General features: G+C 66.1%; 28 protein-coding genes. 14 read left to right on the top strand and 14 right to left on the bottom strand.

The window, feature by feature from the left end; all coding sequences use genetic code 11:
• Position 1 precedes the first annotated feature (1 nt).
• The 5 genes from A5773_RS13665 to A5773_RS13645 form a co-directional block, all read right to left on the bottom strand.
• On the bottom strand, positions 2 to 1141 hold the full coding sequence (locus A5773_RS13665; RefSeq protein ID WP_067791300.1) for a hypothetical protein: 1140 nt from the start codon (positions 1139 to 1141) through the stop codon (positions 2 to 4).
• Positions 1142 to 1228: 87 nt separating this feature from the next.
• Positions 1229 to 1540 carry a hypothetical protein gene (locus A5773_RS13660; protein WP_066955255.1) on the bottom strand — a complete coding sequence of 104 codons (312 nt, stop codon included), beginning with the start codon at positions 1538 to 1540 and terminating at the stop codon, positions 1229 to 1231.
• Between the two features lie 65 nt (positions 1541 to 1605).
• Positions 1606 to 2664 (bottom strand): 4-hydroxy-2-oxovalerate aldolase, encoded by a 1059-nt coding sequence (gene dmpG / locus A5773_RS13655; protein WP_066955259.1) that lies wholly within the window; start codon positions 2662 to 2664, stop codon positions 1606 to 1608.
• Positions 2661 to 3593 (bottom strand): acetaldehyde dehydrogenase (acetylating), encoded by a 933-nt coding sequence (locus A5773_RS13650; RefSeq protein ID WP_067264551.1) that lies wholly within the window; start codon positions 3591 to 3593, stop codon positions 2661 to 2663. The genes dmpG and A5773_RS13650 overlap by 4 nt, the downstream gene beginning before the upstream one ends.
• Before the next feature lie 52 nt (positions 3594 to 3645).
• Positions 3646 to 4431, bottom strand: a complete 786-nt coding sequence (locus A5773_RS13645) for a 2-keto-4-pentenoate hydratase (protein WP_066955265.1) — start codon at positions 4429 to 4431, stop codon at positions 3646 to 3648.
• 72 nt (positions 4432 to 4503) lie between these two features.
• On the opposite strand from A5773_RS13645, the gene kstD reads away from it, so the two are divergent.
• Together kstD and A5773_RS13635 are read left to right on the top strand one after the other, a co-directional pair.
• Positions 4504 to 6186: a 3-oxosteroid 1-dehydrogenase gene (gene kstD, locus A5773_RS13640; protein ID WP_067791336.1), complete on the top strand. Its 1683-nt coding sequence runs from the start codon at positions 4504 to 4506 to the stop codon at positions 6184 to 6186.
• 1 nt (position 6187) lies between these two features.
• Positions 6188 to 7048, top strand: a complete 861-nt coding sequence (locus A5773_RS13635; RefSeq protein WP_067264556.1) for a MaoC/PaaZ C-terminal domain-containing protein — start codon at positions 6188 to 6190, stop codon at positions 7046 to 7048.
• Between the two features lie 60 nt (positions 7049 to 7108).
• On the opposite strand, the gene A5773_RS13630 is transcribed toward A5773_RS13635, so the two are convergent.
• From A5773_RS13630 to A5773_RS13600, 7 genes are all read right to left on the bottom strand, one after another.
• A complete protein-coding gene (locus A5773_RS13630) occupies positions 7109 to 7948 on the bottom strand; it encodes a DUF559 domain-containing protein (RefSeq protein WP_066955271.1) in 840 nt (279 codons plus the stop codon).
• 126 nt (positions 7949 to 8074) lie between these two features.
• A complete protein-coding gene (locus A5773_RS13625; protein ID WP_067791297.1) occupies positions 8075 to 9244 on the bottom strand; it encodes a lipid-transfer protein in 1170 nt (389 codons plus the stop codon).
• The gene (locus tag A5773_RS13620) at positions 9244 to 9645 is read right to left on the bottom strand and encodes a MaoC family dehydratase (RefSeq protein WP_067264566.1); all 402 of its coding nucleotides are present in this window, start codon (positions 9643 to 9645) and stop codon (positions 9244 to 9246) included. The genes A5773_RS13625 and A5773_RS13620 overlap by 1 nt, the downstream gene beginning before the upstream one ends.
• Positions 9642 to 10595: a bifunctional MaoC family dehydratase N-terminal/OB-fold nucleic acid binding domain-containing protein gene (locus A5773_RS13615; RefSeq protein ID WP_067264569.1), complete on the bottom strand. Its 954-nt coding sequence runs from the start codon at positions 10593 to 10595 to the stop codon at positions 9642 to 9644. The genes A5773_RS13620 and A5773_RS13615 overlap by 4 nt, the downstream gene beginning before the upstream one ends.
• Complete coding sequence (fadE29, locus tag A5773_RS13610) at positions 10592 to 11755, bottom strand: acyl-CoA dehydrogenase FadE29 (protein ID WP_066955282.1); 1164 nt, start codon at positions 11753 to 11755, stop codon at positions 10592 to 10594. The genes A5773_RS13615 and fadE29 overlap by 4 nt, the downstream gene beginning before the upstream one ends.
• Complete coding sequence (locus A5773_RS13605) at positions 11746 to 12759, bottom strand: acyl-CoA dehydrogenase family protein (RefSeq protein WP_066955285.1); 1014 nt, start codon at positions 12757 to 12759, stop codon at positions 11746 to 11748. The genes fadE29 and A5773_RS13605 overlap by 10 nt, the downstream gene beginning before the upstream one ends.
• A gap of 7 nt (positions 12760 to 12766) precedes the next feature.
• The gene (locus A5773_RS13600; protein ID WP_067264571.1) at positions 12767 to 14008 is read right to left on the bottom strand and encodes a cytochrome P450; all 1242 of its coding nucleotides are present in this window, start codon (positions 14006 to 14008) and stop codon (positions 12767 to 12769) included.
• Between the two features lie 122 nt (positions 14009 to 14130).
• Here A5773_RS13600 and A5773_RS13595 point away from each other — a divergent pair, with 122 nt between their 5' ends.
• The 5 genes from A5773_RS13595 to A5773_RS13575 all read left to right on the top strand — a co-directional run bounded on the left by A5773_RS13595 (position 14131) and on the right by A5773_RS13575 (position 18065).
• The gene (locus tag A5773_RS13595; protein WP_067791295.1) at positions 14131 to 15294 is read left to right on the top strand and encodes a steroid 3-ketoacyl-CoA thiolase; all 1164 of its coding nucleotides are present in this window, start codon (positions 14131 to 14133) and stop codon (positions 15292 to 15294) included.
• 6 nt (positions 15295 to 15300) lie between these two features.
• Positions 15301 to 15687 carry a hypothetical protein gene (locus A5773_RS13590; RefSeq protein ID WP_066955294.1) on the top strand — a complete coding sequence of 129 codons (387 nt, stop codon included), beginning with the start codon at positions 15301 to 15303 and terminating at the stop codon, positions 15685 to 15687.
• A gap of 7 nt (positions 15688 to 15694) precedes the next feature.
• The gene (locus A5773_RS13585) at positions 15695 to 16147 is read left to right on the top strand and encodes a nitroreductase family deazaflavin-dependent oxidoreductase (protein ID WP_066955296.1); all 453 of its coding nucleotides are present in this window, start codon (positions 15695 to 15697) and stop codon (positions 16145 to 16147) included.
• A 114-nt stretch (positions 16148 to 16261) separates the two neighbouring features.
• The gene (locus tag A5773_RS13580) at positions 16262 to 17452 is read left to right on the top strand and encodes a cytochrome P450 (protein ID WP_067791293.1); all 1191 of its coding nucleotides are present in this window, start codon (positions 16262 to 16264) and stop codon (positions 17450 to 17452) included.
• A gap of 49 nt (positions 17453 to 17501) precedes the next feature.
• Positions 17502 to 18065, top strand: a complete 564-nt coding sequence (locus A5773_RS13575) for a pyridoxamine 5'-phosphate oxidase family protein (protein ID WP_082948224.1) — start codon at positions 17502 to 17504, stop codon at positions 18063 to 18065.
• Positions 18066 to 18070: 5 nt separating this feature from the next.
• On the opposite strand, the gene A5773_RS13570 is transcribed toward A5773_RS13575, so the two are convergent.
• Both A5773_RS13570 and A5773_RS13565 read right to left on the bottom strand, forming a co-directional pair.
• Complete coding sequence (locus A5773_RS13570; RefSeq protein ID WP_067791292.1) at positions 18071 to 18976, bottom strand: SDR family oxidoreductase; 906 nt, start codon at positions 18974 to 18976, stop codon at positions 18071 to 18073.
• Between the two features lie 14 nt (positions 18977 to 18990).
• On the bottom strand, positions 18991 to 19776 hold the full coding sequence (locus A5773_RS13565; RefSeq protein WP_197507881.1) for an SDR family oxidoreductase: 786 nt from the start codon (positions 19774 to 19776) through the stop codon (positions 18991 to 18993).
• Positions 19777 to 19835: 59 nt separating this feature from the next.
• Between A5773_RS13565 and echA20 the strand changes: the two genes are divergently transcribed.
• From echA20 to A5773_RS13530, 7 genes are read left to right on the top strand one after another with little or no spacing between them, the layout of a single operon-like run.
• Positions 19836 to 20594, top strand: coding sequence for a (7aS)-7a-methyl-1,5-dioxo-2,3,5,6,7,7a-hexahydro-1H-indene-carboxyl-CoA hydrolase (gene echA20, locus A5773_RS13560; RefSeq protein ID WP_066955304.1), 759 nt, complete (start codon positions 19836 to 19838; stop codon positions 20592 to 20594).
• Positions 20591 to 21469 (top strand): cholesterol ring-cleaving hydrolase subunit IpdA, encoded by an 879-nt coding sequence (ipdA, locus tag A5773_RS13555; RefSeq protein ID WP_066955307.1) that lies wholly within the window; start codon positions 20591 to 20593, stop codon positions 21467 to 21469. The genes echA20 and ipdA overlap by 4 nt, the downstream gene beginning before the upstream one ends.
• Before the next feature lie 3 nt (positions 21470 to 21472).
• On the top strand, positions 21473 to 22225 hold the full coding sequence (ipdB, locus tag A5773_RS13550; RefSeq protein ID WP_066955310.1) for a cholesterol ring-cleaving hydrolase subunit IpdB: 753 nt from the start codon (positions 21473 to 21475) through the stop codon (positions 22223 to 22225).
• On the top strand, positions 22225 to 23298 hold the full coding sequence (ipdC, locus tag A5773_RS13545) for a (3aS,4S,5R,7aS)-5-hydroxy-7a-methyl-1-oxo-octahydro-1H-indene-4-carboxyl-CoA dehydrogenase (RefSeq protein WP_066955312.1): 1074 nt from the start codon (positions 22225 to 22227) through the stop codon (positions 23296 to 23298). Before ipdB ends, ipdC begins: the two co-directional genes overlap by 1 nt.
• A 54-nt stretch (positions 23299 to 23352) precedes the next feature.
• Positions 23353 to 23775, top strand: coding sequence for a nitroreductase family deazaflavin-dependent oxidoreductase (locus tag A5773_RS13540; protein ID WP_082948223.1), 423 nt, complete (start codon positions 23353 to 23355; stop codon positions 23773 to 23775).
• A 42-nt stretch (positions 23776 to 23817) separates the two neighbouring features.
• Positions 23818 to 24465, top strand: coding sequence for a SatD family protein (locus A5773_RS13535; RefSeq protein WP_067264590.1), 648 nt, complete (start codon positions 23818 to 23820; stop codon positions 24463 to 24465).
• Complete coding sequence (locus A5773_RS13530) at positions 24462 to 25202, top strand: hypothetical protein (RefSeq protein ID WP_067791290.1); 741 nt, start codon at positions 24462 to 24464, stop codon at positions 25200 to 25202. Before A5773_RS13535 ends, A5773_RS13530 begins: the two co-directional genes overlap by 4 nt.
• The last annotated feature ends 1 nt before the right edge of the window (position 25203 follow it).

The following is a 25203-nucleotide window of genomic DNA, read 5'->3' as shown; positions in this document are numbered from 1 at the left end:
GTCACCCCAGCATCCTGGCCGCAATTTGTTGTTGACGCAGCGCTATTCGCGCGCGCCATTCGTCGTCGGAGATCTTGTTGTGCTCGAAGTACGGCAACGTGGCCGGTACGGCGTCGAAGTCGACCAATTCCACGGTCGGGCCGTCGGCCTCGGTGAGCTGACGGGACACCCGCTGCCAACGGAACTGCAAAAAGCCCCGCCGATGGTTCAGCGTCTCCACCCAGTTGGTCACGCCCGGGTTCTGGTCGGACACGACGATGCGCACCTTTCCATCCGGATCCGCTTGCGCCTGAGTGTTGTTCAGCGACGTCTGATGGTTGATGTAGTCCAGCGAGATGTACCACAGGCTGCCCAGCTGGAAGCCGAGATAGGGCGCGTCGGAGACCGGGATGGTGATCACCAGGGCCTGATCGGGCCGCAGGTCGTAGTGGCCCACCGACGAATACTGCGTCGCCAAGCCGCCCGGCGTCAGCCGGGGCGCGACCATCGTGTTGACCGGAAGGTCGAGATAAAACCACTGCGGAAATTGCAGCCAGGTCTTCACCCGGTTGACGAGCTGCTTTCCGGCTGTGACATAACGCTTTTCGATGGTTTCGCGGGTCAGCGGCGGCGGGGCGGTGCCCGCGGTGTCCAGCCGGGAAATGGCCAACGTCCCGCGCTGTGCCGACCAGTCGCCGTAGACCTCGCGGATGACCAGCTGCCCATTGCTGGTGGGCCGCACCCGCCACTCGAAGCTGCCGTCGGCCGCGATCTCGAGCTCGCGGTCGTCGAATGCGGCCTGGCTGGCCGGCACGTTGTCGTCGGTGTATTCACCACCGAGCAGCTGGAAGCTCAGGTCAGTCGTAGTGCCGCGCCGGCCCGTGACGACGTAGTCATGATTGGCGCGCACCCGGGTCCCGAAGTAGAGGGTGTCGGGATTGTCCAGACCCATCTTGGTGAACGGGCCGGTGCCCGACTGCAGGAACGGGTGGTCCCGGTCGTAGTCGAAGGCCAGGTGTACGCAGGCCGAGACGCAGCCCGCCAGGTACTGCAGCCCTTCGAGCAGGTCTGCCTCGGTCTCGATGAAGGGCGCATCGACGACCAGTTTCTCGGCTTCGGCGATCGCGGCGGTGAGCGGGCGTGAAAAAGAATCTGCGGACACGCCTAGACGCTAGAACGTGTTCTACTTTTTCGTCAATGGCGAACGTTCCCGCGCGTCGGCCGCACGTTCAAAGACGAGGCCGACTCGCTAGGGTGCGCACTGCTGCGACAGGTCGATCAGATGCTGCCGCACGTCGGGATGCCGATTCAGGTAGTCCATGACGTTGCCGTTGCCGCCCTCCGCCTCAGACTTGGCCTGCAACTGCTGATGGAGCTGGGGATGCTGCTTCAGGTACGAGTCGATGGAATTACCGACGGTCTGATTGCACTGGGGAGCCGCGTTGACTGTGCCCGCCAGTGGCACGGCGATCACCGCGGCGGCGGTAGCGGTCATCAGCCCCCCGGCGAGCAGGCCGTACAGCCCACGGCGGCGAGCGCCGACTGTGTTGGATGTGCTCATGCGCGCCAGCGTACTCGCGGCAGCTTTGCGTAGCCTGTGCGTTGCCGTCGCTCAGGGAGAAACTGTCAGCGCGAGGTCGCGGCACCGCTCTCTTGTTCGCGCTTGATTTCCAGCGCGATGTCGATGAGTTGGTCTTCCTGGCCGCCAATGAGCTTGCGCTGGCCCGCACGGTGCAGCAGCTGGTGGGCGGGCACGCCATAGCGCTCGGACTGGCGGATGGCGTGCTTGAGGAAGCTCGAGTACACCCCGGAGTAGCCCATGATCAGCGCGTTGCGGTCCAGCAGGCACTCGGCGGGCATGGCCGGGGCGACCACCTCTTCGGCGGCGTCGGCGATGTCGAAGAAGTCGATCCCGGTCTTGACGCCGATCTTGTCGAACACCCCAATGAGCGCCTCGACGGGCGCGTTGCCCGCGCCGGCGCCGAACCGGCGGCACGAGCCGTCGATCTGCTTGGCGCCGGCCCGCACGGCCTCCACCGAGTTCGCCACGCCGAGCCCGAGGTTCTCGTGGCCGTGGAAGCCGACCTGGGCGTCGTCACCGAGTTCGGCGACCAGCGCCGCGACGCGGTCGCGCACCCCCTCGAGAACCAGCGCCCCGGCCGAGTCGACCACGTAGACGCACTGGCAGCCGGCGTCGGCCATGATGCGGGCCTGGGCGGCCAGCTTCTCCGGCGGAATCGTGTGCGACATCATCAGGAACCCGACGGTTTCCAGCCCCAGCTCGCGGGCCAGGCCGAAGTGCTGAATCGACACGTCGGCCTCGGTGCAGTGGGTGGCGATCCGGCAGATCGAGCCGCCGTTGTTCTGGGCTTCCTTGATGTCCTCCTTGGTGCCCACGCCGGGCAGCATCAAAAAGGCGATCTTGGCTTCCTTGGCCGTTTCGGCAGCCAGCTTGATCAGCTCCTGCTCGGGCGTCTTGGAGAACCCGTAATTGAAGCTCGACCCGCCCAGCCCGTCGCCGTGGGTGACCTCGATGACCGGCACACCCGCGGTGTCCAGGGCCGCCACGATGGCCCCCACCTCTTCTTTGGTGAACTGGTGGCGCTTGTGGTGGGAGCCGTCGCGCAGCGACGTGTCGGTCAACCGCACGTCCCAGATCGGGTTGAAGAAAATGTCGGTACTCATGCCTGCGCTCCCGGCGCCGTTGCGGATAGGGACTCCTTGGCGATCTCCTCGCCGACCTTGGTGGCCGCGGCGGTCATGATGTCCAGGTTGCCCGCATACGGGGGCAGGTAATCGCCGGCGCCCTCGACCTCGACGAACGTCGTGACGACCGCCTGGCCACCGGAGTTCATCGACGGCTCGTCGAACTGCGGCTCGTTGAGCAGCCGATACCCCGGCACGTAGGTCTGCACCTCGGCCACGACATCGTGGATGGATTTGGCGATCGCGTCCCGGTCGGCGTCTTCGGGGATGGCGCAGAAGATGGTGTCGCGCATGATCATCGGCGGGTCGGCGGGATTGAGGATGATGATCGCCTTGCCGCGCTTGGCTCCGCCGATCGTCTCCACACCCTTGCTGGTGGTCTTGGTGAACTCGTCGATGTTGGCCCGGGTGCCCGGCCCCGCGGAGACCGACGCCACCGACGCCACGATCTCGGCGTACGGCACGCCGCCGTGGTCGACCAACGCGCGACTGACCGCGTACACGATCGGAATGGTCGCCTGTCCCCCGCAGGTGATCATGTTGACGTTCGGAGCATCCAGATGTTGGCGGAGGTTGGCCGGCGGGATGACCGCGGGGCCCACCGCGGCCGGCGTCAGGTCGATCGCCCGGATTCCCGCGGCCTCATACTTCGGCGCCGCCTCCCGGTGCACGTAGGCGCTGGTCGCCTCGAACACCAGGTCGGGCTTCTCGGACTGGGCAAGCAGCCAGTCCACCCCTTCGTGCGTGGTCTCCAGGCCCAGCTTGCGGGCCCGCGCCAGGCCTTCGCTTTCCGGGTCGATGCCCACCATCCAGCGCGGCTCCAGCCAGTCCGACCGCAGCAGTTTGTAGAGCAGGTCGGTGCTGATGTTTCCCGACCCGACAATGGCCACATTCGCCTTAGTCGGCATGACGCTCCTTTGCGAAGCTCTCGATATTTAAGTCCGACGATTTAATTCGAGACTATTCGAACGACAACTGAACGGAACCCAGGCCCGTGAAGTCGGCCACAAACTGGTCGCCGGCGTGCGCGTCGATCGCTCGCGTGCACGATCCGGGAAGCACCAGGTCGCCTTTGCGCAGCCGCACGCCGAAGCCCTCCACCTTGCGGGCCAGCCAAGCCACCGCGGTGACCGGGTTGCCCAGCACCGCGTCGGTGCGGCCCTCCGCGACCACCTCGCCGTTGCAGCGCAACACGGCGTCGATGCCCTTCAAGTCGACGTCGCGCGGCGAGACGCGCGCCTTGCCGAGAACGAAGCCCGCGGACGAGGCGTTGTCGGCGATGGTGTCGCACAACTCGATCTTCCAGTCGGTGATCCTGGTATCGATCAACTCGATCGAGGGGACCAGCGCCTCGGTGGCCGCCAGTACGTCATCCTCGGTGCAGCTGGCTCCCGGCAGGTCGGCGTTCAGGATGAAACCGACCTCGACCTCGACCCTCGGCCACAGGTAGCGGTTCGCCTTGACCGGCGTGTCCTCGGACAATTCCATCTCGTCCAGCAAATGCCCGTAGTCCGGCTCGTCGACCCCCATCATCTGCTGGATCGCCTTCGACGACAGGCCCACCTTGTGGCCCAGCACCCGGGCTCCCTCGGCGACCCGCTGACGGATGTTGATCAGCTGGATTTCGTAGGCGTCGACGACGTCGATGTCGGGGTAGGCGGCAGTCAGCGGCGCGATCGGCTCGCGGCTCCGCTCAGCCTGCGCCAAGTCGGCAGCAAGCTCGTCTCGCATCGCAACACTGAGCATCTGCAGAAGTCCCCTCGTCCGTGTGACCGGCCCAGTAGCGCCCGGCCTGGGCAATTCTATAACGTGTTCTACATGACAGCACAGGAGCTCGACGTCGTCGTGGTCGGAAGCGGCGGAGCCGGCATGGTGGCTGCCCTTACCGCCGCTCACCGGGGCCTATCCACAGTAGTCATCGAGAAGGCTCCGCACTTTGGCGGCTCCACCGCCCGCTCTGGTGGTGGCGTGTGGATTCCCAACAACGAGGTGCTCAAGCGCGACGGCGTCCGCGACAATCCCGAGGCGGCCCGGACCTACCTGCACGGGATCGTCGGCAACGTCGTCGAGCCGGAGCGCATCGACACCTACCTCGACCGCGGACCCGAGATGCTGTCGTTCGTGCTGAAGCACACGCCGCTGAAGATGTGCTGGGTTCCGCGCTACTCCGACTATTACCCGGAGGCGCCGGGCGGTCGCGCGGAAGGCCGCTCGATCGAGCCGAAGCCGTTCGACGCCCGCAAGCTCGGACCCGACGAGGCCGGGCTGGAGCCGGCATACGGCAAGGTGCCGCTCAACGTGGTTGTGATGCAACAGGACTACGTGCGGCTGAACCAGCTCAAGCGACACCCCCGGGGCGTGCTGCGCAGCCTGAAGGTCGGCGCCCGCACCATGTGGGCGAAGGCGACCGGTAAGAACCTCGTCGGCATGGGCCGGGCGTTGATCGGCCCGCTGCGGATCGGGCTCCAGCGGGCGGGCGTCCCGGTGTTGCTCAACACCGCGCTGACCGACCTGTACGTCGAGGACGGCGTGGTGCGCGGGGTCTACGTCCGCGATAGTGGCGCATCAGAGTCATCGGAGCCGCGCCTCATCCGGGCCCGGCGCGCCGTGATCCTCGCCTCCGGCGGCTTCGAGCACAACGAACAGATGCGGGTGAAGTACCAGCGCGCACCGATCACCACGGAGTGGACCGTGGGCGCCAAGGCCAATACCGGCGACGGCATTGTGGCCGCCGAAAAGCTGGGTGCCGCACTGGAACTGATGGAAGACGCCTGGTGGGGCCCGACGGTCCCGCTGGTGGGAGCACCGTGGTTCGCGTTGTCGGAACGCAATTCGCCGGGATCGATCATCGTGAACATGTCGGGCAAGCGGTTCATGAACGAGTCGATGCCCTACGTCGAGGCCTGCCACCACATGTACGGCGGCGAATTCGGTCAGGGGTCGGGGCCGGGCGAAAACATTCCGGCGTGGCTGGTGTTCGACCAGCAATACCGCGACCGCTATATCTTCGCGGGATTGCAGCCGGGACAACGCATTCCCCGCAAGTGGCTGGAGTCCGGGGTCATCATCCAGGCGGACACGCTCGAGGAGCTCGCCCAAAAGGCAGGCCTTCCGGCGGCCGAGTTTCTGGCTACCGTGCAGCGCTTCAACGGCTTCGCCCGGTCTGGTGTCGACGAGGATTACCACCGCGGCGAGAGCGCGTACGACCGCTACTACGGCGACCCGACCAACAAGCCCAACCCCAACCTTGGCGAGCTCACCCACGCGCCGTACTACGCCGCCAAGATGGTGCCCGGAGATCTGGGTACGAAGGGCGGCGTCCGCACCGACGTCCACGGCCGTGCGCTGCGCGACGACGGTTCGATCATCGAAGGCCTTTACGCCGCCGGCAATGTCAGTGCCCCGGTGATGGGTCACACCTACCCGGGTCCGGGCGGCACGATTGGCCCGGCGATGACCTTCGGTTACTTGGCCGCACTGCACATCGCGGGGGAAAACTGATATGCCTATCGATGTAGACGTCGCGCTGGCCGCCGAGCTGGACCCCATCGAATTCGCTTGGACAAGCAGCGATGTGCAGCTCTACCACTTGGCGTTGGGGGCCGGTAAGGATCCGATGGACCCGCGCGAACTGCGCTATCTCGTTGACGACACACCGCAGGTCCTGCCGACGTTCGGCAACGTGGCGGCGTCCTTTCACATGACCAAGCCGCCGACCGTGCAATTCCCCGGCATCGACATCGAGCTGGGCAAGGTGCTGCACGCCAGCGAGCGGGTGGAGGTGCCCGGGCCGCTGCCGCCCTCGGGATCTGCTCGCGCCGTCACCCGGTTCACGGACATCTGGGACAAGGGCAAGGCCGCGGTGATCTGGAGTGAGACGACGGTCAGCGCGCCCGACGGCACGCTGCTGTGGACCCAGCGGCGGTCCATTTTCGCCCGTGGCGAAGGCGGATTCGGCGGCGAGCGCGGGCCGTCCACCTCGGACGCGGCGCCAGACCGGGCGCCCGATGTCGAGGTGGCGGTGCCGATCCTGCCGCAGCAAGCGCTGCTGTACCGGCTCTGCGGGGACCGTAACCCGCTGCACTCCGACCCGGAATTCGCTGCGGCAGCTGGCTTTTCGCAGCCGATCCTGCACGGCCTGTGCACGTACGGCATGACGTGCAAGGCCATCGTCGACACGCTGCTGGACGGCGACGCCGGCGCTGTGGCCGCCTACGGCGCACGCTTCGCCGGTGTGGCGTTCCCCGGCGAGACGCTCAATGTCGGCATCTGGAAGGAGGACGGGCGGCTGCTGGCCAGCGTCGTCGCCCCTGCCCGCGACAACGCCGTGGTTTTGAGCGGCGTAGAGCTGGTGCCGGCGTAAGTTTCTTTTCCACCGAACGTGAAGTTAGTTGCACGTTCGGCTTCGAGCGTGAAACTACGTTCACACTCGACGGGCACGAGCCGCGCGCACTCGGCGGATAATTTCGGCTGGCCGGTCCCCTGCCAGCACCCGGATGACGATCCACCCAAGCCGCTCGAGCGTTTCCAGTCGCCGGACGTCCCAGGTGTATTGCCGACGATCGCTGCGGTGTTGCTCACCGTCATACTCGACCGCAACTTTTATTTCCTCCCAGCCCATGTCGAGATAAGCCACCAGGTCCCCGAAGTCATCTGTGACCGGGATCTGCGTCACAGGTGGCGGTAATCCGGCCTGGACTAGCACAACGCGCAGCCAAGACTCCTTCGGAGACTGCGCCCCACTGTCGAAGAGAGCTATTGCCTCCCTTGCCTGTACGATGCCTCGACGGCCCGAGTACCGGTCCGCGAGCAGCTCGACATCGGCCGTTTTGATTCGCGTTGCGCGAGCCAACGCGTCGATGCCGGCAACCGCCGCCGTGGTCGAATACCAACAACCGAGGTCCAGAGCCGTCCTGGCCGCCGAAGTCACCGCGATCCCCCCTAAGACGACAATTTCGTCTTCGTCGATACGGTCTCCATGAGCTCTGATCCCAGCCTGACGGTGGCGGTTGTCGTGAATGAGGTCCACGACCGTCGCCCCATCGACCCATTTGCTCCCGTGCAGTGCCGCCGCGGAGAACCCGGCGACCACGCCCTGTCGCCCAGTCCACAACCATCCGGCCCTCGCGCGTAGCGCGGCGGTAACGTCTGAATCCCGACTGACGTACACATCTCGGAAGAGCCGGGTATAGCCAGTGCTTAGCTGACCTCGGGTCAATGCTCCTCGAGCAACGGCCTCACTGCCAAGGAAAGGCTCACCCACGACGGCAGCGTCGCACGAGTCACGCGGGGCGTCACTTCAGTCGTCGAGCGTGAAGTTAGTTTCACACTCGGCCGCGAGCGTGAAGCCAACTTCACACTCGGCGGGAAGGAAACGAAGGGCGAAGCCCTAGCCCAGGATCAGGCCCGACGTGGGGACGCCGGTTCCCGCGGTGACGAGGACGTGTTCGACGTCGGGTACCGGGTTCACCGAGGTGCCGCGCAATTGCCGCACACCCTCGGCGATACCGTTCATGCCGTGGATGTAGGCCTCACCGAGCTGACCGCCATGCGTGTTGATGGGAAGCCGGCCACCAATTTCAATCGCGCCGTCGGCGATGAAGTCCTTGGCCTCGCCCTTGCCGCAGAATCCCAACTCTTCCAACTGGATCAGCGTGAAGGGCGTGAAGTGGTCGTACAAGATGGCGGTCTGAATGTCGGACGGCTTCAGGCCGGATTGCTGCCAAAGCTGCTGGCCCACCACACCCATCTCGGGTAGGCCCAGTTCCGGTCGGTAGTAGCTGACCATCGTGTACTGGTCCGGACTCGAGCCCTGCGATGCCGCCTCGATGACGGCCGGCCGCTGCTTGAGGTCCCGCGCGCGCTCGGGCGAAGCCACCACGATCGCGACCGCGCCGTCGGTCTCCTGGCAGCAGTCCAGCAGCCGCAGCGGCTCGGCGATCCACCGCGAATTCTGGTGGTCCTCAATGGTGATCGGCTTTTCGTAGAAGTACGCCTTTGGATTCTTGGCGGCGTGCTTACGGTCGGCCACCGAGATGGCGCCGAAGTCGCGGCTGTTCGCGCCGGACAGGTGCATGTAGCGCTGGGCGATCATGGCGACCTGCGCGGCCGGCGTCGAGAGGCCATGCGGGTAGGAGAACGAGTTGTCCGCAGCGGTCGAATCTGCCTGTGCACGGGCATCTCCCACGAGCCGAGTCTGCACCTGGCCGAACCGCATGCCCGAGCGCTCGTTGAACGCCCGATACGCCACCACGACGTCCGCCACTCCGGTGGCGACGGCCATCGCCGCCTGCTGGACGGTCGCGCACGCGGCGCCGCCGCCATATCCGATCTGCGAGAAGAACTTCAGATCACCGATGCCCACCGCCCGCGCGACAGCAGTCTCGTTGTTGGTGTCCATCGTGAAGGTGGTCAGCCCATCGACATCGGACGGCGAAAGACCCGCGTCGCCCAACGCGTCCAGCACCGCCTCGGCCGCCAACCGCAGCTCGCTGCGACCGGAATCCTTCGAGAAGTCGGTGGCGCCGATGCCGACGATCGCGGCTTTGCCCGACAACATCAGGAGTCCCCCATCCGCAGGGTCACGGTCGCGATGACGTGGTCACCAAGGCTGTTGCGCCCGAACACCTTAACCGTGATCAGGCCGTCGTCCACGGCGGTCACCTCACCGGAGAAGGTCACCGTGTCGTAGGCGTACCACGGCACCCCGAGCCGCAGCCCGATGGACTTGATCAGCGCCGACGGACCCGCCCAGTCGGTGACGTAACGCTGCACCAGCCCGGTGTCGGTCAGGATGTTCACGAAGATGTCCTTCGACCCCTTGGCCTGCGCCAGATCGCGGTCGTGGTGTACGTCCTGAAAGTCCCGCGTGGCCAGGGCCGTCGAGATGATGAACGTGGGATCACCGTGCAGCTTCAGCTCCGGCAGTACGGTGCCCACTTCGATGGTCGGGGCGCTCATGCGTCTGGCTCCCATGCGTACAGGGTCCACTCGGGGCCGGTGTCGCCCGCCGGAAAGTCGATATAGGTTGCGCGCACGGGCATCCCGATCGCCATCGAGCCCGGGTCCGCCCCGCGCAGCTCGCCGAGCATCCGCACGCCCTCCTCGAGTTCGACCAGCGCGATCACGAAAGGCAGCGTGCGCCCGGGCACCTTCGGTGCGTGGTGCACAACGAAACTGAAGACCGTGCCCTTACCGCTGGCCACCACGTAGTCGATCGGGGCGGCCTTGTCCTGCCACACGGCGGGCACCGGCGGATGCTGCAGGCTGCCGTCCGGCCGCCGCTGGATCCGCAGCTCGTGCGCCTTGACGCCCTCCCAGAAGAACGCCGTGTCGCGCGACGACGAGGGGCGCATCATGGCATCGGGGTCGAGGTCGTCGGGCACCGACGAAGCCTGCTCAGCGGCCTCGCGCGGCCTGAATTTCAGGATGCGCCAGTTCATCTCGGCGACATCCTCGTCGCCGACCCGCCAGATGATGTGCTGGTTGATGAAATAACCCTCACCCAAACCGGTCTGCTTGGGCCCGACTACGTCGCCCATCTCCGAGGTGATGCTGACGTGCTCGCCGGGTTGCAGGTAACGGTGATAGGTCTGCTCGCAGTTCGTGGCGACGACGCCGATGTAGCCGGCTTCGTCGAACAACTGCATGATGGGGCCCATCGGGTCGTCCTTCGGCCGTTCCCCGCTCAGGCCGAACATGGTCCACACCTGAATCATGGCCGGCGGGGCCACAATTCCCGGGTGTCCGGCGGCGCGGGCGGCGGCCTCGTCGACGTAGATCGGGTTGCCGTCCCCGATGGCCTCCACCCAGTTGTTGATCATCGGCTGGTTCACCGGATCGCGGCCGGCGCGCGGCTTCGGGCCCCCGGTCGCCTTGATCTCCGCGATCGCTTCCTGGATGTCGGTCACCTGGGCACCCTCGGCACCTTGAGGCCGGCGGCCGCGATCATTTCCCGCATCACTTCGTTCACGCCTCCACCGAAGGTGATCACCAGGTTCCGCTTGGTCTGCGAGTCCAGCCAGTTGAGCAGCTCGGCGGTCTCCGGCTCGGCCGGGTTGCCGTACTTGCCGACGATCTCCTCGGCGAGCCGGCCGATGTATTGAATACGCTCCGTACCAAAGACTTTCGTCGAGGCGGCGTCGGCTACGTTGATGTCCTCGCCCGCGGCGGCCACCTGCCAGTTCAGCAGCTCGTTGATTCGCCACATCGCGTGGATCTCACCGAGCGCCCGCTTGACGTCGGCGTGGTCGATCGGCGTGACCCCGTCAGCGCCGGGCTTGGACGCCCAGGCGTGCACCCGGTCGTAGATGCCGGCCGTACGGCCCGCGGGGCCCAGCATGACCCGTTCGTTGTTGAGCTGGGTGGTGATCAGCCGCCAGCCGCCGTTCTCCTCGCCGACCAGCATGTCCGCGGGCACGCGCACGTCGTTGTAGTACGTGGCGTTGGTGTGGTGGGCGCCGTCGGACAGGATGATCGGCGTCCAGGAATAACCGGGATCCTTGGTGTCCACGATCAGGATCGAAATGCCTTTGTGCTTCACGGCTTCCGGATCTGTGCGGCACGCCAGCCAGATGTAGTCCGCGTCGTGGGCGCCGGTGGTGAAGATCTTCTGCCCGTTGACGATGTACTCGTCACCCTGACGCACGGCGGTGGTCCGCAGGGAGGCCAGGTCGGTTCCCGCCTCGGGCTCGGTGTAGCCGATCGCGAAGTGCACCTCACCGGCCAGGATCGCCGGCAGGAACTTCTTCTTCTGCGCATCGCTACCGAACTGCTGCAGGACGGGACCCACCGTCTGCAACGTCACCGCGGGCAGCGGCACATCGGCTCGGTGCGCCTCGTTGACGAAGATCGACTGTTCGATCGGGCCGAAACCCAAGCCGCCGAACTCCTTTGGCCATCCCACCCCAAGCTTGCCGTCCCGGCCCATCCGCCGGATCACCGCACGATAGGCCTCGTTGTGACGGTCCTGCTCCATCGCCTTCATCTCGTCGGAGGAGATGAGGTTCGAAAAGTATTCCCGTAGTTCCGCTTGCAGCTGACGCTGCTCCGGAGTCAGGTCTATGAACATTGCGCTCCCACCAGGTCGAGACGATGAGAAGGCCCGCCCAGCAGCCGGGTCAGGTCTTTGATTGTGGAGTAGTACCGATGCATCGGATAGGTGATGTCCATTCCCATGCCGCCGTGCAGGTGGTGGCAGAGCTGCATCACCGGGGGCGCCTGCGAGGTGACCCAGTACCCCAGGACATCGAGGTCGTCATCCGCATCCCGTCCTTCGGAGAGTCGCCACACGACCGACTTCGCCGCTAAATCGATTGTGCGCGAGGCGATGTAGACCTCGGCGAGCTGGGCGGCCACCGTCTGGAACGTCGACAGCGGCTTGCCGAACTGCTTGCGATTGGCGACGTAGTCGGCGGTGAGGCGCAGCGCCCCGGCCACCAATCCGTCGGCGTAGGCGCCGATTGCCGCCAGCGCCAACTGGTTGACCCGGGGCGCCGTCGCGCCCGCCAGCACGTCGGAGTCACCGACCGCGACGTCAGCGAACGTCACCGTGTACTCATCGGCGTCGCTGGATGTCGGGGTCTGGATAAGCTGCACACCGTCGGCCGTCGGCGATACGACGACGACCGCGCTGTCCGCGGTGACGATCATCCAATCCGCTTGTCCGGCATAGCCAACGCCGACCTTGGTGCCCGACAGCCGCCCGTTGGCGAACGTGGTTGACGGCCGGTCGGGCAGCGCGGTGCCCGGCTCGTTGAGCGCGGCCGTCAGAAGGCCGCCCTTCGGGACCCCGGCCAGGAACCGGTCCTGCTGTTCATCGGACGCCAGGTCGAGCAGCGGCACCACGCCGAAACCGAGCGTGACCAGCGCCGGCGTGATAGCGCCGTGGCGACCCACCTCGGTCAGCACCGTGGCGACCTCGGGCAAGCCGACACCGTCGCCGCCCAGACGCTCGGGAACCGGCAGTGCGGGCACACCTCCGCTGACCAGCGCGTCCCAGCTGAGATCCCGGTCCAGAACGGACGTCACCACATCGGCGACGGCCTGTTGCGTCGCAGTGAGATTGAAGTCCATCAGGACGTCACCGTGTGGAGCCGGTGTAGTCGACCTGCCAGTGCTTGATCCCGTTGAGCCAACCCGACCGCAGTCGCTCGGGCTCACCGATCGGCTTGAGGTCCGGCATGTGATCGGCGACCGCGTTGAAGATCAGGTTGATGGTCATGCGGGCCAAGTTCGCGCCGATGCAGTAGTGGGCGCCGGTGCCGCCGAAGCCGACATGGGGATTCGGGTCGCGCAGGATGTTGAAGGTGTGCGGGTCGTCAAAGACCTCTTCATCGAAATTGGCCGACCGGTAAGACATCACCACCCGCTGACCCTTCTTGATCTGCACGCCGGCCAACTCGGTGTCCTCGTTGGCGGTGCGCTGGAAGGCCGATACCGGAGTGGCCCACCGGATGATCTCGTCGGCGGTGGTCGATGGGCGCTCCTTCTTGAAGAGCTCCCATTGATCGAGGTTGTTCGCCATGGCGATCATGCCGTGGGTGATCGAGTTCCGGGTGGTCTCGTTGCCCGCCACCGCGAGCATGACCACGAAGAAGCCGAACTCGTCGTCGGAGAGCTTCTCGCCGTCGATGTCGGCCTGGATGAGCGTGGTGACGATGTCGTCGGTGGGGTTCTTGCCCCGCTCCTCGGCCATGGCCATCGCGTACGTGATCAGCTCCATGGACGACTGCGCGGGATCGACGTGGGCGTACTCGGGGTCGGTGCCACCGGTCATCTCGTTGGACCAGCGGAAGAGCTTGTCGCGATCCTCCTGCGGAACGCCGAGTAGGCCCGCGATGGCTTGCAGCGGCAGCTCGCACGAGACCTGCTCGACGAAGTCGCCGCTACCCTCGGTCGCCGCGGTCTTGGCGATGTTCTGGGCGCGCTGGGCCAGCTCGGCTTCCAGCCGTCCGATGGCCCGCGGAGTGAAGCCGCGGGAGATGATCTTGCGCAGCCGGGTGTGGTGGGGTGCGTCCATGTTGAGCATGACGCTGCGCTGCAGCTCGACCTGCTCGCGCTTCATCTCCGGCGGCCACGTCGGGATAGCGCCGTTCATCCAGCTCGAGAAGATGTCGCTGCGCTTCGACACCTCCTTGACGTCGGCGTGCTTGGTGACGAGCCAGTATCCGTGGTCCTCGAAGCCACCCGAGCCGCCCGGAATGTCGACCCAGTGGATCGGCTCCGCCTTGCGCAGCCAGGCGAGTTCCTCAACGGGCAACCCTGCGAGGTTGACGTCAGGGTCGAGAAAGTCGAAGTCGGCGGGAATGTTGGGGGGTGCCATGATGTGTGCGCTCCTCAATTGCAACGTGTTCTAGTGCCAGTAAAACACGGCTCCTGCGCAGATAAAAGGCAGGTCACCATCCTCGCTTGTCAGACTAATGAAACGTGTTCTAGCCTGACGGAATGGGTAACCCGGTAATCGTCGAAGCCACCCGCAGCCCCATCGGCAAACGCAACGGATGGCTGTCGGGCCTGCACGCCACCGAGCTGCTTGGTGGGGTGCAGAAGGCACTGGTTGAAAAGGCCGGCATCGACGCCGGCGACGTCGAACAGGTCATCGGCGGCTGCGTGACGCAGTTCGGCGAGCAGTCGAACAACATCAGCCGGGTCAGCTGGCTCGTCGCCGGGCTGCCGGACCACGTTGGCGCCATGACCGTGGACTGCCAGTGCGGCAGCGGGCAGCAGGCCAACGGCCTGGTCGCGGGTCTGATCGCGGCTGGTGCCATCGACATCGGCATCGCCTGCGGCATCGAGGCGATGAGCCGCGTCGGGCTGGGCGCCAACGCCGGTCCCGACCGCAGCATCCTGCGGCCCGCGTCGTGGGACATCGACCTGCCCGACCAGTTCACCGCGGCCGAGCGGATTGCCAAGCGGCGTGGCATCACCCGAGAAGACATCGACAAATTCGGCTACCAGTCGCAGGCCAAGGCCAAGCAGGCGTGGGAGGAGGGCCGCTTCGACCGCGAGATCTCCCCGATCGAGGCGCCGGCGCTCGACGAGAACAAGCAACCGACGTCTGAGCGCGTCACCATCTCCCGCGACCAGGGCCTGCGCGACACCACCCTCTCGGGTCTGAGCTCGCTCAAGCCGGTCATCGAGGGTGGGATCCACACGGCGGGAACCTCGTCGCAGATTTCCGACGGGGCCGCGGCCGTGCTGTGGATGGACGAGGACAAGGCCAAGGCGCTCGGATTGCGGCCGCGGGCCCGCATCATCAGCCAGGCGCTGGTCGGCGCCGAGCCCTACTACCACCTGGACGGCCCGGTGCAGTCGACGGCCAAGGTGCTGGAGAAGGCCGGCATGAAGATGGGCGACATCGACATCACCGAAATCAACGAGGCATTCGCGTCGGTCGTGCTGTCCTGGGCCCGGGTGCACAATCCGGACATGGACAAGGTGAACGTCAACGGCGGTGCCATCGCGCTGGGCCACCCGGTGGGCAGCACCGGCAGCCGGCTGATCACCACCGCGCTGCACGAGCTGGAGCGCACCGACCAGAGCACCGCGCTGATCACCATGTGCGCGGGCGGTGCCCTGTCGACCGGCACCATTATCGAGCGCATCTAGCCCGTCTTGATCGTCTCGGAATCCAGCCGCATCGCCGCGGCGCAGTCCTACATCGACGCGCTCGTCAGCCATAACGGCGACTCCGTTCCGTTCGCCGCCGGCTGCACCCGCATCGAGCAGGGTGTCAAGAACGGATTCTCCGGAAACCACTTGCGCCGCAGCCTCAATCGCGGGGCTCAGTACCGATTGCTCAAGGAAACGACGCCGCCCGAGTACAAGATCGACGGCGACCGGGTGCACGCGGTCTACGCCGTGCTGACCAAGGCGGCGTTCGGCGCTCGGCGGCTGGCCGCACGGGTCGACGAGACGTTCGTGATTCCCGCCGAAACCCCGAGCGGCAGAGCCGAAATCCAGCACATCAGCGTCCGCTTTCATCCGTTCATCCAGCGCTAGGAATGCGATGCCGAAACCGAAACCAAGCTCACTGAATTCGCCTTGGGTTGGCTTGATCATCAAGTACATGGCCAAAGGCAACACGTGGATCTACCGGCGCAGCAACGGAAGATTCGGCGGCACCTTCCAGAACGCTCCAGTCGCACTGCTCACCACGACCGGCCGCAAAACGGGTGAACCCCGGGTGAGCCCGCTGCTCTACCTGCGCGAAGGGAACCGGGTAGTACTCGTCGCGTCAAAGGGCGGCAGCGACAGGCACCCGCTGTGGTACCTCAACCTCAAGGCCAATCCCAAAGTCTCCGTGCAGATCAAGGACGAGGTGCTGCAACTGCAGGCCCGCGATGCCACCGAGGCCGAGCGCGCGGAGTACTGGCCGAAACTGGACGCCATGTACCCGTCGTTCGACGACTACCGGTCCTGGACGGATCGGGTCATCCCGATCGTCATCTGCGACCCCTAAGGTATTGACGATTTCCTCAGCCAAGACTTGACTGAGGATCTCGCCGTGTGTGACGATTTCGTCAGAAAGTGCCGTTGCCGCACCCCGACGGGCAACGCGCTGTGAGGAGATTCGATGCGTCGCACCCCGGCGGGTGTCCGGGTATACCACCCCGACATCTACTCCACCGACGCCATCATCGATCCTTATCCGCACTACCAGCGGCTGCGCGACCTCGGCCCGGTGGTCTGGCTGGGCAAGCAGAAGGCGTACGCGCTTCCTCGCTACGCCGAGTGCAAGGCAGCGTTGCGTGATGACAAGACATTTCTCTCCGGCAGGGGCGTTTCACTCAACCCGATCACCAATCGCTTATCCCGCGGCACGACGCTCAACAGCGACGGGGATGAACACGATCAGCGACGAAAACTGGTGGCGCACCGGCTGTTACCGCGCGTGTTGCGAGGGATCAGCGAGAGCGTGGACGCAACCGCCGCCGCGGTCGTGGATGCCGCGCTCGCTAAGGGTGAGGTCGATGGCGTCAGCGATCTCGCGGCCGCCCTGCCGCTCGCGGTAGTGCCCGACCTCATCGGGTGGCCGCGCAACCATCGCGGTCGCCTCATCGAATGGGGTGGGGCCACTTTCGACGTCCTCGGTCCGCTGAACTGGCAAGCGATCAAATCGACGCCTCGAGCGTTGCAAATGCTGAGCTTCGCGCGTCGCGTGGTTCGCCAGCGCGCTGTTCTGGACGGCAGCATGGCACACGAGCTGCTGATTGCCGCCGACGAAGGCAAGCTGTCGCACCGCGAATGCCCGCCGCTGATGGTCGACTACCTCGCGCCGTCGATAGACACCACCATGAGTGCCATCTCCAACGCGTTGTATTTGTTCGCCAACCATCCCGAGCAATGGCGGCTCCTCAAAACGGAGCCGGCCCTCATGACGAACGCGATCAATGAAGTCGTCCGGTACGAGCCACCTTTGCGCGCATTCGCGCGTTGGGTAGCTCGACCGACTGAACTCCTCGGCACGACAATGCCATTCGGCGCTCGGGTGCTCGTGATGTACGCCTCGGCCAACCGAGACGAAAACGAGTGGGAGCAACCCGACGTCTTCGACATTCGCCGCGACGCCAGCCGTCAGATCGGCTTCGGCCAGGGTGCACACGCCTGCGCCGGCCAAGGTCTGGCGCGCTTGGAGACGGCCGCCATGCTGTGCGCGCTCGTCGACCGCGTCGACCGCATCGAGGTCACCGGCCCACCGAAATGGGCTATCAACAACATCATTCGCCGGCACCAATCCCTGCCACTCAAGCTGATTGCCGCTTAGCGATCTCATTCGGGATTGCCGACGTACAAACGGATCTGAGAGGAATCCAATGAGACTCCTACCGCCGGCCGCCGAGCCTTTCCTCCCACCGGCCGAGCGCGACATGCTCCCCTCGGAGCGCCGCGAATTCGTCCGCACACACCGAACGTGTGTGTTCGGCTACCGCCGCCGCCGGGACGGGCCGGCCATGTCGGTCGTCTATTACGTCCCGGCCGATGACGACCAATTGCTGGTGTCCACCATGGCCGGACGTGCGAAGACGAATGCCGTGGCGCGGGACCCGAAAGTCAGCATGTGTGTGCTGGACGAGCGCTGGCCGTTCTCGTTCTTGCAGGTCTACGCCGACGCGGTGATCGAACGTGACAACGACTTGATCGTCGACGTCATGATGGCCGTGGGCTGGCGCATGTCCGGACAGCAGCCAGGCGCCGAAGCACGGCCCTTCGTCAAGGAAATGGCCGAGCGCGAAGGCAGAGTGGTGATCCGTTGTCGCCCCTACGCGACGTTCGCCACGCCGCCGCGTCATCTGTATGCGAATGAAGAAGCAACCGAACTGACCCACTGGGGATCGTCTTCGGTCGCCTGGAGCGCTCCGGACCCGGTTGCCCAATAGCTGAGTTAGGCGCCGTAGACAGGGACCGCCGGGCGCGCCTTGGCGAGCAGATCGGCGACGACGGGTCCCAGTTCCTCGGGGTCCCACTTCGCGCCCTTGTCGATTTGCGGTCCGTGCGCCCAACCCTCGGCGATCCGGATCTTGCCGCCCTCGACCTCGAACACCTTCCCCGTGACGTCGCGGGATTCGGTGCTGCCCAGCCACACCACCAGCGGTGAGATGTTCTCCGGTGCCATCGCGTCGAAATCCTGGTCCTGCGTTGCCATCATCTCGGCGAAGACGGTCTCGGTCATGCGGGTGCGGGCCGACGGTGCGATGGCGTTGACGGTGACGCCGTAGCGGCCCATTTCGGCGGCGCCAACCAGCGTAAGTGCCGCGATGCCGGCCTTGGCGGCGCTGTAGTTACCCTGTCCGACGCTGCCCTGCAGGCCGGCACCCGAACTGGTGTTGACGATCCGCGCGTTGACGGTTTTGCCCTCTTTGGACAGCCCGCGCCAGTACGAGGCCGCGTGCCGCATCGTGGCGAAGTGACCTTTGAGATGGACGGCGATGACGGCGTCGAACTCTTCCTCGCTGGTGTTGGCCATCATCCGGTCACGCACGATGCCGGCGTTGTTCACCAGAACGTCCAGCCCACCGAAGGTGTCGACGGCGGTCTGGATCAGGCCCGCGGCTTCGTTCCAGTCGGCGATGTTGGATCCGTTAGCGACGGCTTCCCCACCGGCCGCGGTGATTTCGTCGACCACGCCCTGTGCGGCGCTGCCGCCGCCGGCCGGTGAACCGTCGAGGCCCACGCCGATGTCGTTGACCACCACGCGGGCGCCTTCGGCCGCGAAGGCCAGCGCATGCGCGCGACCGATGCCGCCGCCGGCTCCGGTGACGATGACAACGCGGCCGTCAACCACTCCCATTGTTCGTGTCTCCTCTACTTGATCGCGCTGGCGTTCGTTGTGGCCAGATAGTGCGGCGGCTCACCGCCGCCGTGCACCTCCAGCGAGGCGCCGCTGATGTAGGACGCGGTGTCCGACGCCAGAAACGCTGTGGCCCAACCGATGTCCTCAGGCTTGGCCAGCCGGCCCAGTGGCACGTTCTTTGAGATCGCGGCGATGGACTCGGTGTCACCATAGAAAAGCTCGGACTGCTCGGTCTCCACCATGCCGACCACGCAGGCATTCACCCGGACCTTCGGCCCCCACTCCACCGCCAGTGTCTGCGTGAGGCTTTCCAAGCCCGCCTTGGCCGCACCGTACGCGCCGGTGCCGGGCGACGGCCGTCGACCACTCAGGCTGCAGATGTTGATGATCGACCCGCCGCGGTCCTGGTTTTGCATCTGAGCGTTGGCGTGTTGCGAAACCGACAGCGAGCCAATGAGGTTGAGCTCGATGATCTTTCGGTTGAACTTTGCGCTGGACTCCGCGGTCAGCACGTACGGCGAACCGCCCGCATTGTTGACCACGACGTCGAGCCGGCCGTGTTCGTCGACGATGGAGTCGATCAGCGCCTTGACGGCGTCGTCGTCGCGGATGTCACACGAATGAAATTCATAGGGCAGGCCCTCGACGGGACGCCGTGCGCAGGTGATGACAGTCGCGCCCTGCGCGGCGAAGACAGAACTGATACCGGCGCCCACCCCCCGGACCCCGCCGGTGACCAGAACCACCCGCCCGGCCAGCCCCAAGTTGATGGCGTCGGGTGCTTCGGCGCGAGTCACTGTGCTAGCGTACCAAGCAAGTGCTTGCTTAGGTAGTTACCCCACAAGGAAGTGGCACCGTGCCCATCACATCCAAAACCACCGAACCGGGCATCGTCGCGGTCACCGTCGACTTTCCCCCGGTCAACGCCATCCCGTCGCGCGGCTGGTTCGAACTGGCCGACGTCATCACGGCCGCCGGTCAGGACCCCGAGACTCACGTCGTCATCCTGCGGGCCGAGGGCCGTGGCTTCAACGCCGGGGTCGACATCAAGGAGATGCAGCGCACCGAGGGATTCGCCGCGCTGATCGACGCCAACCGCGGTTGCTTCGCCGCCTTCCGCGCCGTCTATGAGTGCGCGGTGCCGGTCGTTGCCGCGGTGAACGGGTTTTGCGTCGGCGGCGGCATCGGCCTGGTCGGCAACTCCGACGTCATCGTGGCCTCCGACGACGCCACGTTCGGGCTGCCCGAGGTGGAGCGCGGCGCCCTGGGCGCGGCCACCCACCTCTCCCGGCTGGTGCCGCAGCACCTGATGCGGCGGCTGTTCTTCACCGCCGCCACCGTCGACGCCGCCACCTTGCACCACTTCGGTTCGGTGCACGAGGTGGTGCCGCGCGACCAGCTGGACGAGGCCGCTTTGAAGGTGGCCCGAGACATTGCCGCCAAGGACACCCGCGTCATCCGCGCGGCCAAGGAGGCGCTCAACCTCATCGATGTGCAGCGGGTCAACTCGAGTTACCGCATGGAGCAAGGGTTTACGTTCGAGCTCAATCTGGCCGGCGTCGCCGACGAGCACCGCGACGCGTTCGCCGGTACGGCGAAGGGCAAGAAGGAATGAGCGACAAAAGGACCAGCCTGGATGAATCCGTCGCGCAGTTGCGCAGCGGCATGACCATCGGCATCGGCGGCTGGGGCTCGCGGCGCAAACCGATGGCCTTCGTGCGGGCCATGCTGCGCACCGACGTCACCGACCTCACGGTGGTCACCTACGGCGGACCCGACCTCGGCTTGCTGTGCTCGGCCGGCAAGGTCAAGCGCGCCTACTACGGCTTCGTCTCGCTGGACTCCCCGCCCTTCTACGACCCGTGGTTCGCCAAGGCCCGCACCAGCGGCGCCATCGAGGCCCGGGAAATGGACGAGGGGATGCTGCGTTGTGGCCTGCAAGCCGCCGCGCAACGCCTGCCGTTCCTGCCGATTCGGGCCGGGTTGGGCAGCTCGGTCCCCGACTTCTGGGAGGGCGAACTGCAGACCGTGACCAGCCCCTACCCCGCACCCGGGGGCGGCTACGAGACGCTGATCGCCATGCCGGCGCTACGCCTGGACGCGGCCTTTGTGCACCTGAATCTCGGTGACTGCCAAGGCAATGCGGCCTACACCGGGATCGATCCCTACTTCGACGACCTGTTTCTGATGTCCGCCGAAAAGCGCTTCCTGTCGGTGGAGCGCGTGGTCTCCACGGAGGAGTTGGTCAAGGCTGTTCCCCCGCAGACCCTGCTGGTGAACCGGATGATGGTCGACGCCGTAGTGGAGGCGCCCGGCGGCGCCCACTTCACCACCGCGGCACCGGATTACGGCCGGGACGAGAAGTTTCAGCGGCACTACGCCGAGGCGGCCTCCACCGAAGAGGGCTGGCGGAAGTTCGTCCAGACCTACCTGTCGGGCAGCGAGGACGACTACCAGGCGGCGGTTCGCGCATTCGCAGAGGAGGCCTGAAAAGTGAGCAGCACCCGCGCCGAAGTGTGCGCAGTCGCCTGCGCCGAATTATTCAGGGATGCCGGCGAAATCATGGTCAGCCCTATGACCAACATGGCGTCGGTCGGTGCGCGGCTGGCGCGGTTGACCTTTTCGCCCGACATCTTGCTGACCGACGGCGAGGCGCAGCTGCTGGCGGACACCCCCGCCCTGGGGCAAGCCGGGGACCCAAAGAGGATTGAGGGCTGGATGCCGTTCGGCCGGGTGTTCGAGACGCTGGCCTGGGGGCGACGGCACGTAGTGATGGGCGCGAATCAGGTCGACCGCTTTGGCAATCAGAACATTTCGGCGTTCGGCCCGTTGCAACACCCGACCAGGCAGATGTTTGGCCTACGGGGCGCACCCGGCAACGCGATCAACCACGCGACCAGCTATTGGGTGGGCAACCACTCGAAGCGGGTGTTCTGCGAGGCCGTCGACGTTGTCTGCGGCATCGGCTGGGACAAGGTGGACGCGGACAATCCGGCCTTCCGCTTCGCCAACACGTACCGGGTCGTGTCCAACCTCGGCGTGTTCGACTTCGGCGGCCCGGACCACACGATGCGCGCGCTGACGCTGCATCCCGGGGTTTCACCCGATGACGTTCGCGAGGCCACGTCGTTCGACCTGCATGGCGTCGACGAGGCCGGTGAGACCAGGCTGCCGACGGACGAAGAGCTCCACCTGATCCGCGAGGTGATCGACCCGAAGTCCCTGCGCGACAGAGAGATACGTTGATGAAGTTGCGCACGCCGCTGACCGAGCTGGTCGGTGTCGAGCACCCGGTGGTGCAAACCGGGATGGGCTGGGTGGCCGGCGCCCGATTGGTGGCCGCCACCGCCAACGCCGGGGGGCTGGGCATTTTGGCTTCGGCCACCATGACGCTGGACGAGCTCGCGACCGCCATCGGAAAGGTCAAGGCCGCCACCGACAAACCGTTCGGCGTGAACATCCGCGCCGACGCCGCCGACGCCGGCGACCGCGTCGATCTGATGATCCGCGAGGGCGTGAAGGTGGCGTCGTTCGCGCTGGCGCCCAAGCAGGAGCTGATCGCCCGACTCAAAGACGCGGGCGCAGTGGTGATTCCGTCGATCGGCGCCGCCAAACACGCACGCAAGGTCGCGGCCTGGGGCGCCGACGCGATGATCGTGCAGGGCGGCGAGGGCGGCGGACACACCGGACCCGTCGCCACCACGCTCCTGCTGCCGTCGGTGCTGGATGCAGTGCAGGGCACCGGAATCCCGGTGATCGCGGCTGGCGGGTTCTTCGACGGGCGCGGTCTGGCGGCCGCGTTGAGCTACGGCGCCGCCGGCGTGGCGATGGGTACCCGTTTCCTGCTGACCTCCGACTCGACCGTGCCCGAAGCCGTCAAGCGCCGCTATTTGGACGCTGCGCTCGACGGCACGGTGGTCACCACACGCGTCGATGGCATGCCGCACCGGGTGTTGCGCACCGGCCTGGTCGAGCGGCTGGAAAGCGGTTCGCCGGTAAGGGGTCTCACCGCGGCGGTGCGCAATGCGGCCAAGTTCAAGCACATGTCGCAGATGACCTGGCGGTCGATGATCCGCGACGGCATGGCGATGCGCCACGGCAAGGAGATGACGTGGTCGCAGGTGGTGATGGCGGCCAACACCCCGATGCTGTTGAAGGCCGGACTGGTCGAAGGCAATACCGAGGCTGGAGTGCTCGCCTCGGGCCAGGTGGCCGGCATCCTCGAGGACCTGCCGTCGTGCGCCGAGCTCATCGACTCGATCGTGCGCGACGCGATCACCCATCTGCGGTCGGCGTCGGCGCTCGTCGAAGAACGGTAAGCCGGCGACCAAAGACCCTGGCACCGGCTCGTTGGGCGGCGTCACCCTGGATGGATGATGAAGCTGACACCCGAATCCTGGCCGACTCCACTATTGAACGCGGTTCGTACTTCCAACAAATACCTGCTCAATCCGCTGATGGTGCGACTGGCCGGCCGCAAGAACTGGTATGCGGCAGCGATCGAGCACACCGGACGACGCTCGGGCAAGGTCTACACCACACCGGTCGTCGCCGAGCGAACCCCCGACGGCTTCGTCGTACCGCTGCCCTACGGCACCGACGTCGACTGGTTGCAAAACATTCGTGCGGCAGGGCGAGCGACCATCACGTCCCATGGCGAGAAGCACGAGGTGGTCAGGCCCGAGATCATCGACGCGGCCGACGCCCTGCCCATGCTGTCGACTTCCCGGCGACGCACCTTCGAACGCGTCGGCATAGCGGAGTTCCTCCGTGTCAAGGACAGGCCTGCTGATTAAGCTATGGCCTAATTTCTGCGGAATTTAAGCTATGATCTTCATATGGTCCAAGTGAAGGAAAATCCTTCACTACGCGCGACGGTCATCGGCGACGTAGTCGGATCCCGGCTTGCCGCCGACCGGCCGGGCCTGCATCGACGGGTGGCCGCCGTCCTGCGCCAGGCCGCCGCCGGCGCGATCGACCCGCCCGCCTTCACCGTCGGTGACGAGTTCCAGGGCAGTTACCCCACCGTCGGCGCGGCCATCGACGCGGCATTGACGATCCGCCTACTGCTGGCGCCGGAGACCGACGTCCGGTTCGGCATCGGCTGGGGCATGGTCACCGTCCTCGATGCCGGCGCCGGCATCCAGGACGGGCCGGGCTGGTGGACCGCGCGCGAGGCCATCCAGCAGACGGCGGAAACTCAGCGACAGCCCGGCTTCACGCTGGTGCGCACCGCATTCAGGGCAGCTGACGACACGCGCGCCGACGCCGCCGCCGTCAACGCGGCCCTGATTTGTCGGGACCATCTGCTTGGATCGCTCGATGAAAGATCGTTGCGGATTGTGAGGGGCTTGATGACCGGCCGAACCAAGAAGGAGCTCGCCGTGGCCGAGGGCATCAGCCCGTCCGCGGTCTCCCAGCGGGCCGCGCGGGACGGTTTGGACCTGATTGTCGTTGCCTCTCAATACCTTCGGAGCCTGCCGTGAGTGCCGTTGCGGTATTGCTGCTCGCGGTCGGAGTCGCCGACCTGTGCCGGCGAGCGGTCCGCGCGGCGTGGCCCCCGCTGGCGGTCGGGCCGGTCGTCGTGCTGGCTTGCGCGGCGCTGGGCGCGCTGTGGCATGGCGGCGATATACCGCTGCTCGTGGTCGCGGCCACCACGGCGGTCGTCTGGGAATGGTTATGTTTGCGCAGCGAACGTAGCGGTCGCGGGCAAGCGGCCCCGTTGGCGGTATTCGCCGCCGCGCTGGTGCTGCTGATCGTGTTGTCCGGATGGTCGACCCGGGTGAGCGGCGTCGTCGGGCGGTGGTCGGCATGGGTACAGCTGCCGCTGAGCCACGTCACGCCGACCCGGCTGCTGATGATCGTCGGTGTGGTGCTGATGCAGTTCGCCACCGGAAATCAGTTGGTGCGCCTTGTGCTCGGCTCGGTGGGGGCGGTGCGCCCGGCGGGCGAGCCGCAGCCATCGGACAGCCTCAAGGGCGGGCGGCTGCTGGGGCCAATGGAGCGGCTGCTGATCCTGAGCCTCGGCGTCGGCGGCCAGGTGGCGGCGGCCAGCGCCGTCGTCGCCGCCAAGGGCATCATCCGATTTCCCGAGTTGAGCGCCCAGAAGAACCGCAACGGCGACGTCGGCATCGACGAGGTGACCGAGTATTTTCTGGTGGGCAGCTTCACGAGCTGGCTGCTGGCACTCGGCGGGATCGCGCTGGTGCTGGCCGCCCGGTGAT

Origin of the sequence: Mycobacterium sp. 852014-52450_SCH5900713, assembly GCF_001667075.1 — a bacterium.
In the GTDB taxonomy this organism is placed as follows: domain Bacteria; phylum Actinomycetota; class Actinomycetes; order Mycobacteriales; family Mycobacteriaceae; genus Mycobacterium.
Note: the sequence above shows the minus strand (reverse complement) of the source record. Positions and strands in the feature narration are given on the sequence as shown.

Bases quoted from the DNA above. Each gene is read 5' to 3' on its own strand.
- A5773_RS13570 (WP_067791292.1), bottom strand. From the start codon at position 18,976: ATGGGAGTGGTTGACGGCCGCGTTGTCATCGTCACCGGAGCCGGCGGC.
- kstD (WP_067791336.1), top strand. From the start codon at position 4,504: ATGACAGCACAGGAGCTCGACGTCGTCGTGGTCGGAAGCGGCGGAGCC.
- A5773_RS13575 (WP_082948224.1), top strand. From the start codon at position 17,502: ATGAGACTCCTACCGCCGGCCGCCGAGCCTTTCCTCCCACCGGCCGAG.
- A5773_RS13605 (WP_066955285.1), bottom strand. From the start codon at position 12,759: ATGGACTTCAATCTCACTGCGACGCAACAGGCCGTCGCCGATGTGGTG.
- A5773_RS13625 (WP_067791297.1), bottom strand. From the start codon at position 9,244: ATGTTGTCGGGCAAAGCCGCGATCGTCGGCATCGGCGCCACCGACTTC.
- A5773_RS13595 (WP_067791295.1), top strand. From the start codon at position 14,131: ATGGGTAACCCGGTAATCGTCGAAGCCACCCGCAGCCCCATCGGCAAA.
- A5773_RS13585 (WP_066955296.1), top strand. From the start codon at position 15,695: ATGCCGAAACCGAAACCAAGCTCACTGAATTCGCCTTGGGTTGGCTTG.
- A5773_RS13580 (WP_067791293.1), top strand. From the start codon at position 16,262: ATGCGTCGCACCCCGGCGGGTGTCCGGGTATACCACCCCGACATCTAC.
- fadE29 (WP_066955282.1), bottom strand. From the start codon at position 11,755: ATGTTCATAGACCTGACTCCGGAGCAGCGTCAGCTGCAAGCGGAACTA.
- A5773_RS13620 (WP_067264566.1), bottom strand. From the start codon at position 9,645: ATGAGCGCCCCGACCATCGAAGTGGGCACCGTACTGCCGGAGCTGAAG.
- ipdC (WP_066955312.1), top strand. From the start codon at position 22,225: ATGAAGTTGCGCACGCCGCTGACCGAGCTGGTCGGTGTCGAGCACCCG.
- A5773_RS13650 (WP_067264551.1), bottom strand. From the start codon at position 3,593: ATGCCGACTAAGGCGAATGTGGCCATTGTCGGGTCGGGAAACATCAGC.
- A5773_RS13535 (WP_067264590.1), top strand. From the start codon at position 23,818: ATGGTCCAAGTGAAGGAAAATCCTTCACTACGCGCGACGGTCATCGGC.
- dmpG (WP_066955259.1), bottom strand. From the start codon at position 2,664: ATGAGTACCGACATTTTCTTCAACCCGATCTGGGACGTGCGGTTGACC.
- ipdA (WP_066955307.1), top strand. From the start codon at position 20,591: ATGAGCGACAAAAGGACCAGCCTGGATGAATCCGTCGCGCAGTTGCGC.
- A5773_RS13540 (WP_082948223.1), top strand. From the start codon at position 23,353: ATGATGAAGCTGACACCCGAATCCTGGCCGACTCCACTATTGAACGCG.
- A5773_RS13660 (WP_066955255.1), bottom strand. From the start codon at position 1,540: ATGAGCACATCCAACACAGTCGGCGCTCGCCGCCGTGGGCTGTACGGC.
- A5773_RS13635 (WP_067264556.1), top strand. From the start codon at position 6,188: ATGCCTATCGATGTAGACGTCGCGCTGGCCGCCGAGCTGGACCCCATC.
- A5773_RS13600 (WP_067264571.1), bottom strand. From the start codon at position 14,008: ATGGCACCCCCCAACATTCCCGCCGACTTCGACTTTCTCGACCCTGAC.
- A5773_RS13645 (WP_066955265.1), bottom strand. From the start codon at position 4,431: ATGCTCAGTGTTGCGATGCGAGACGAGCTTGCTGCCGACTTGGCGCAG.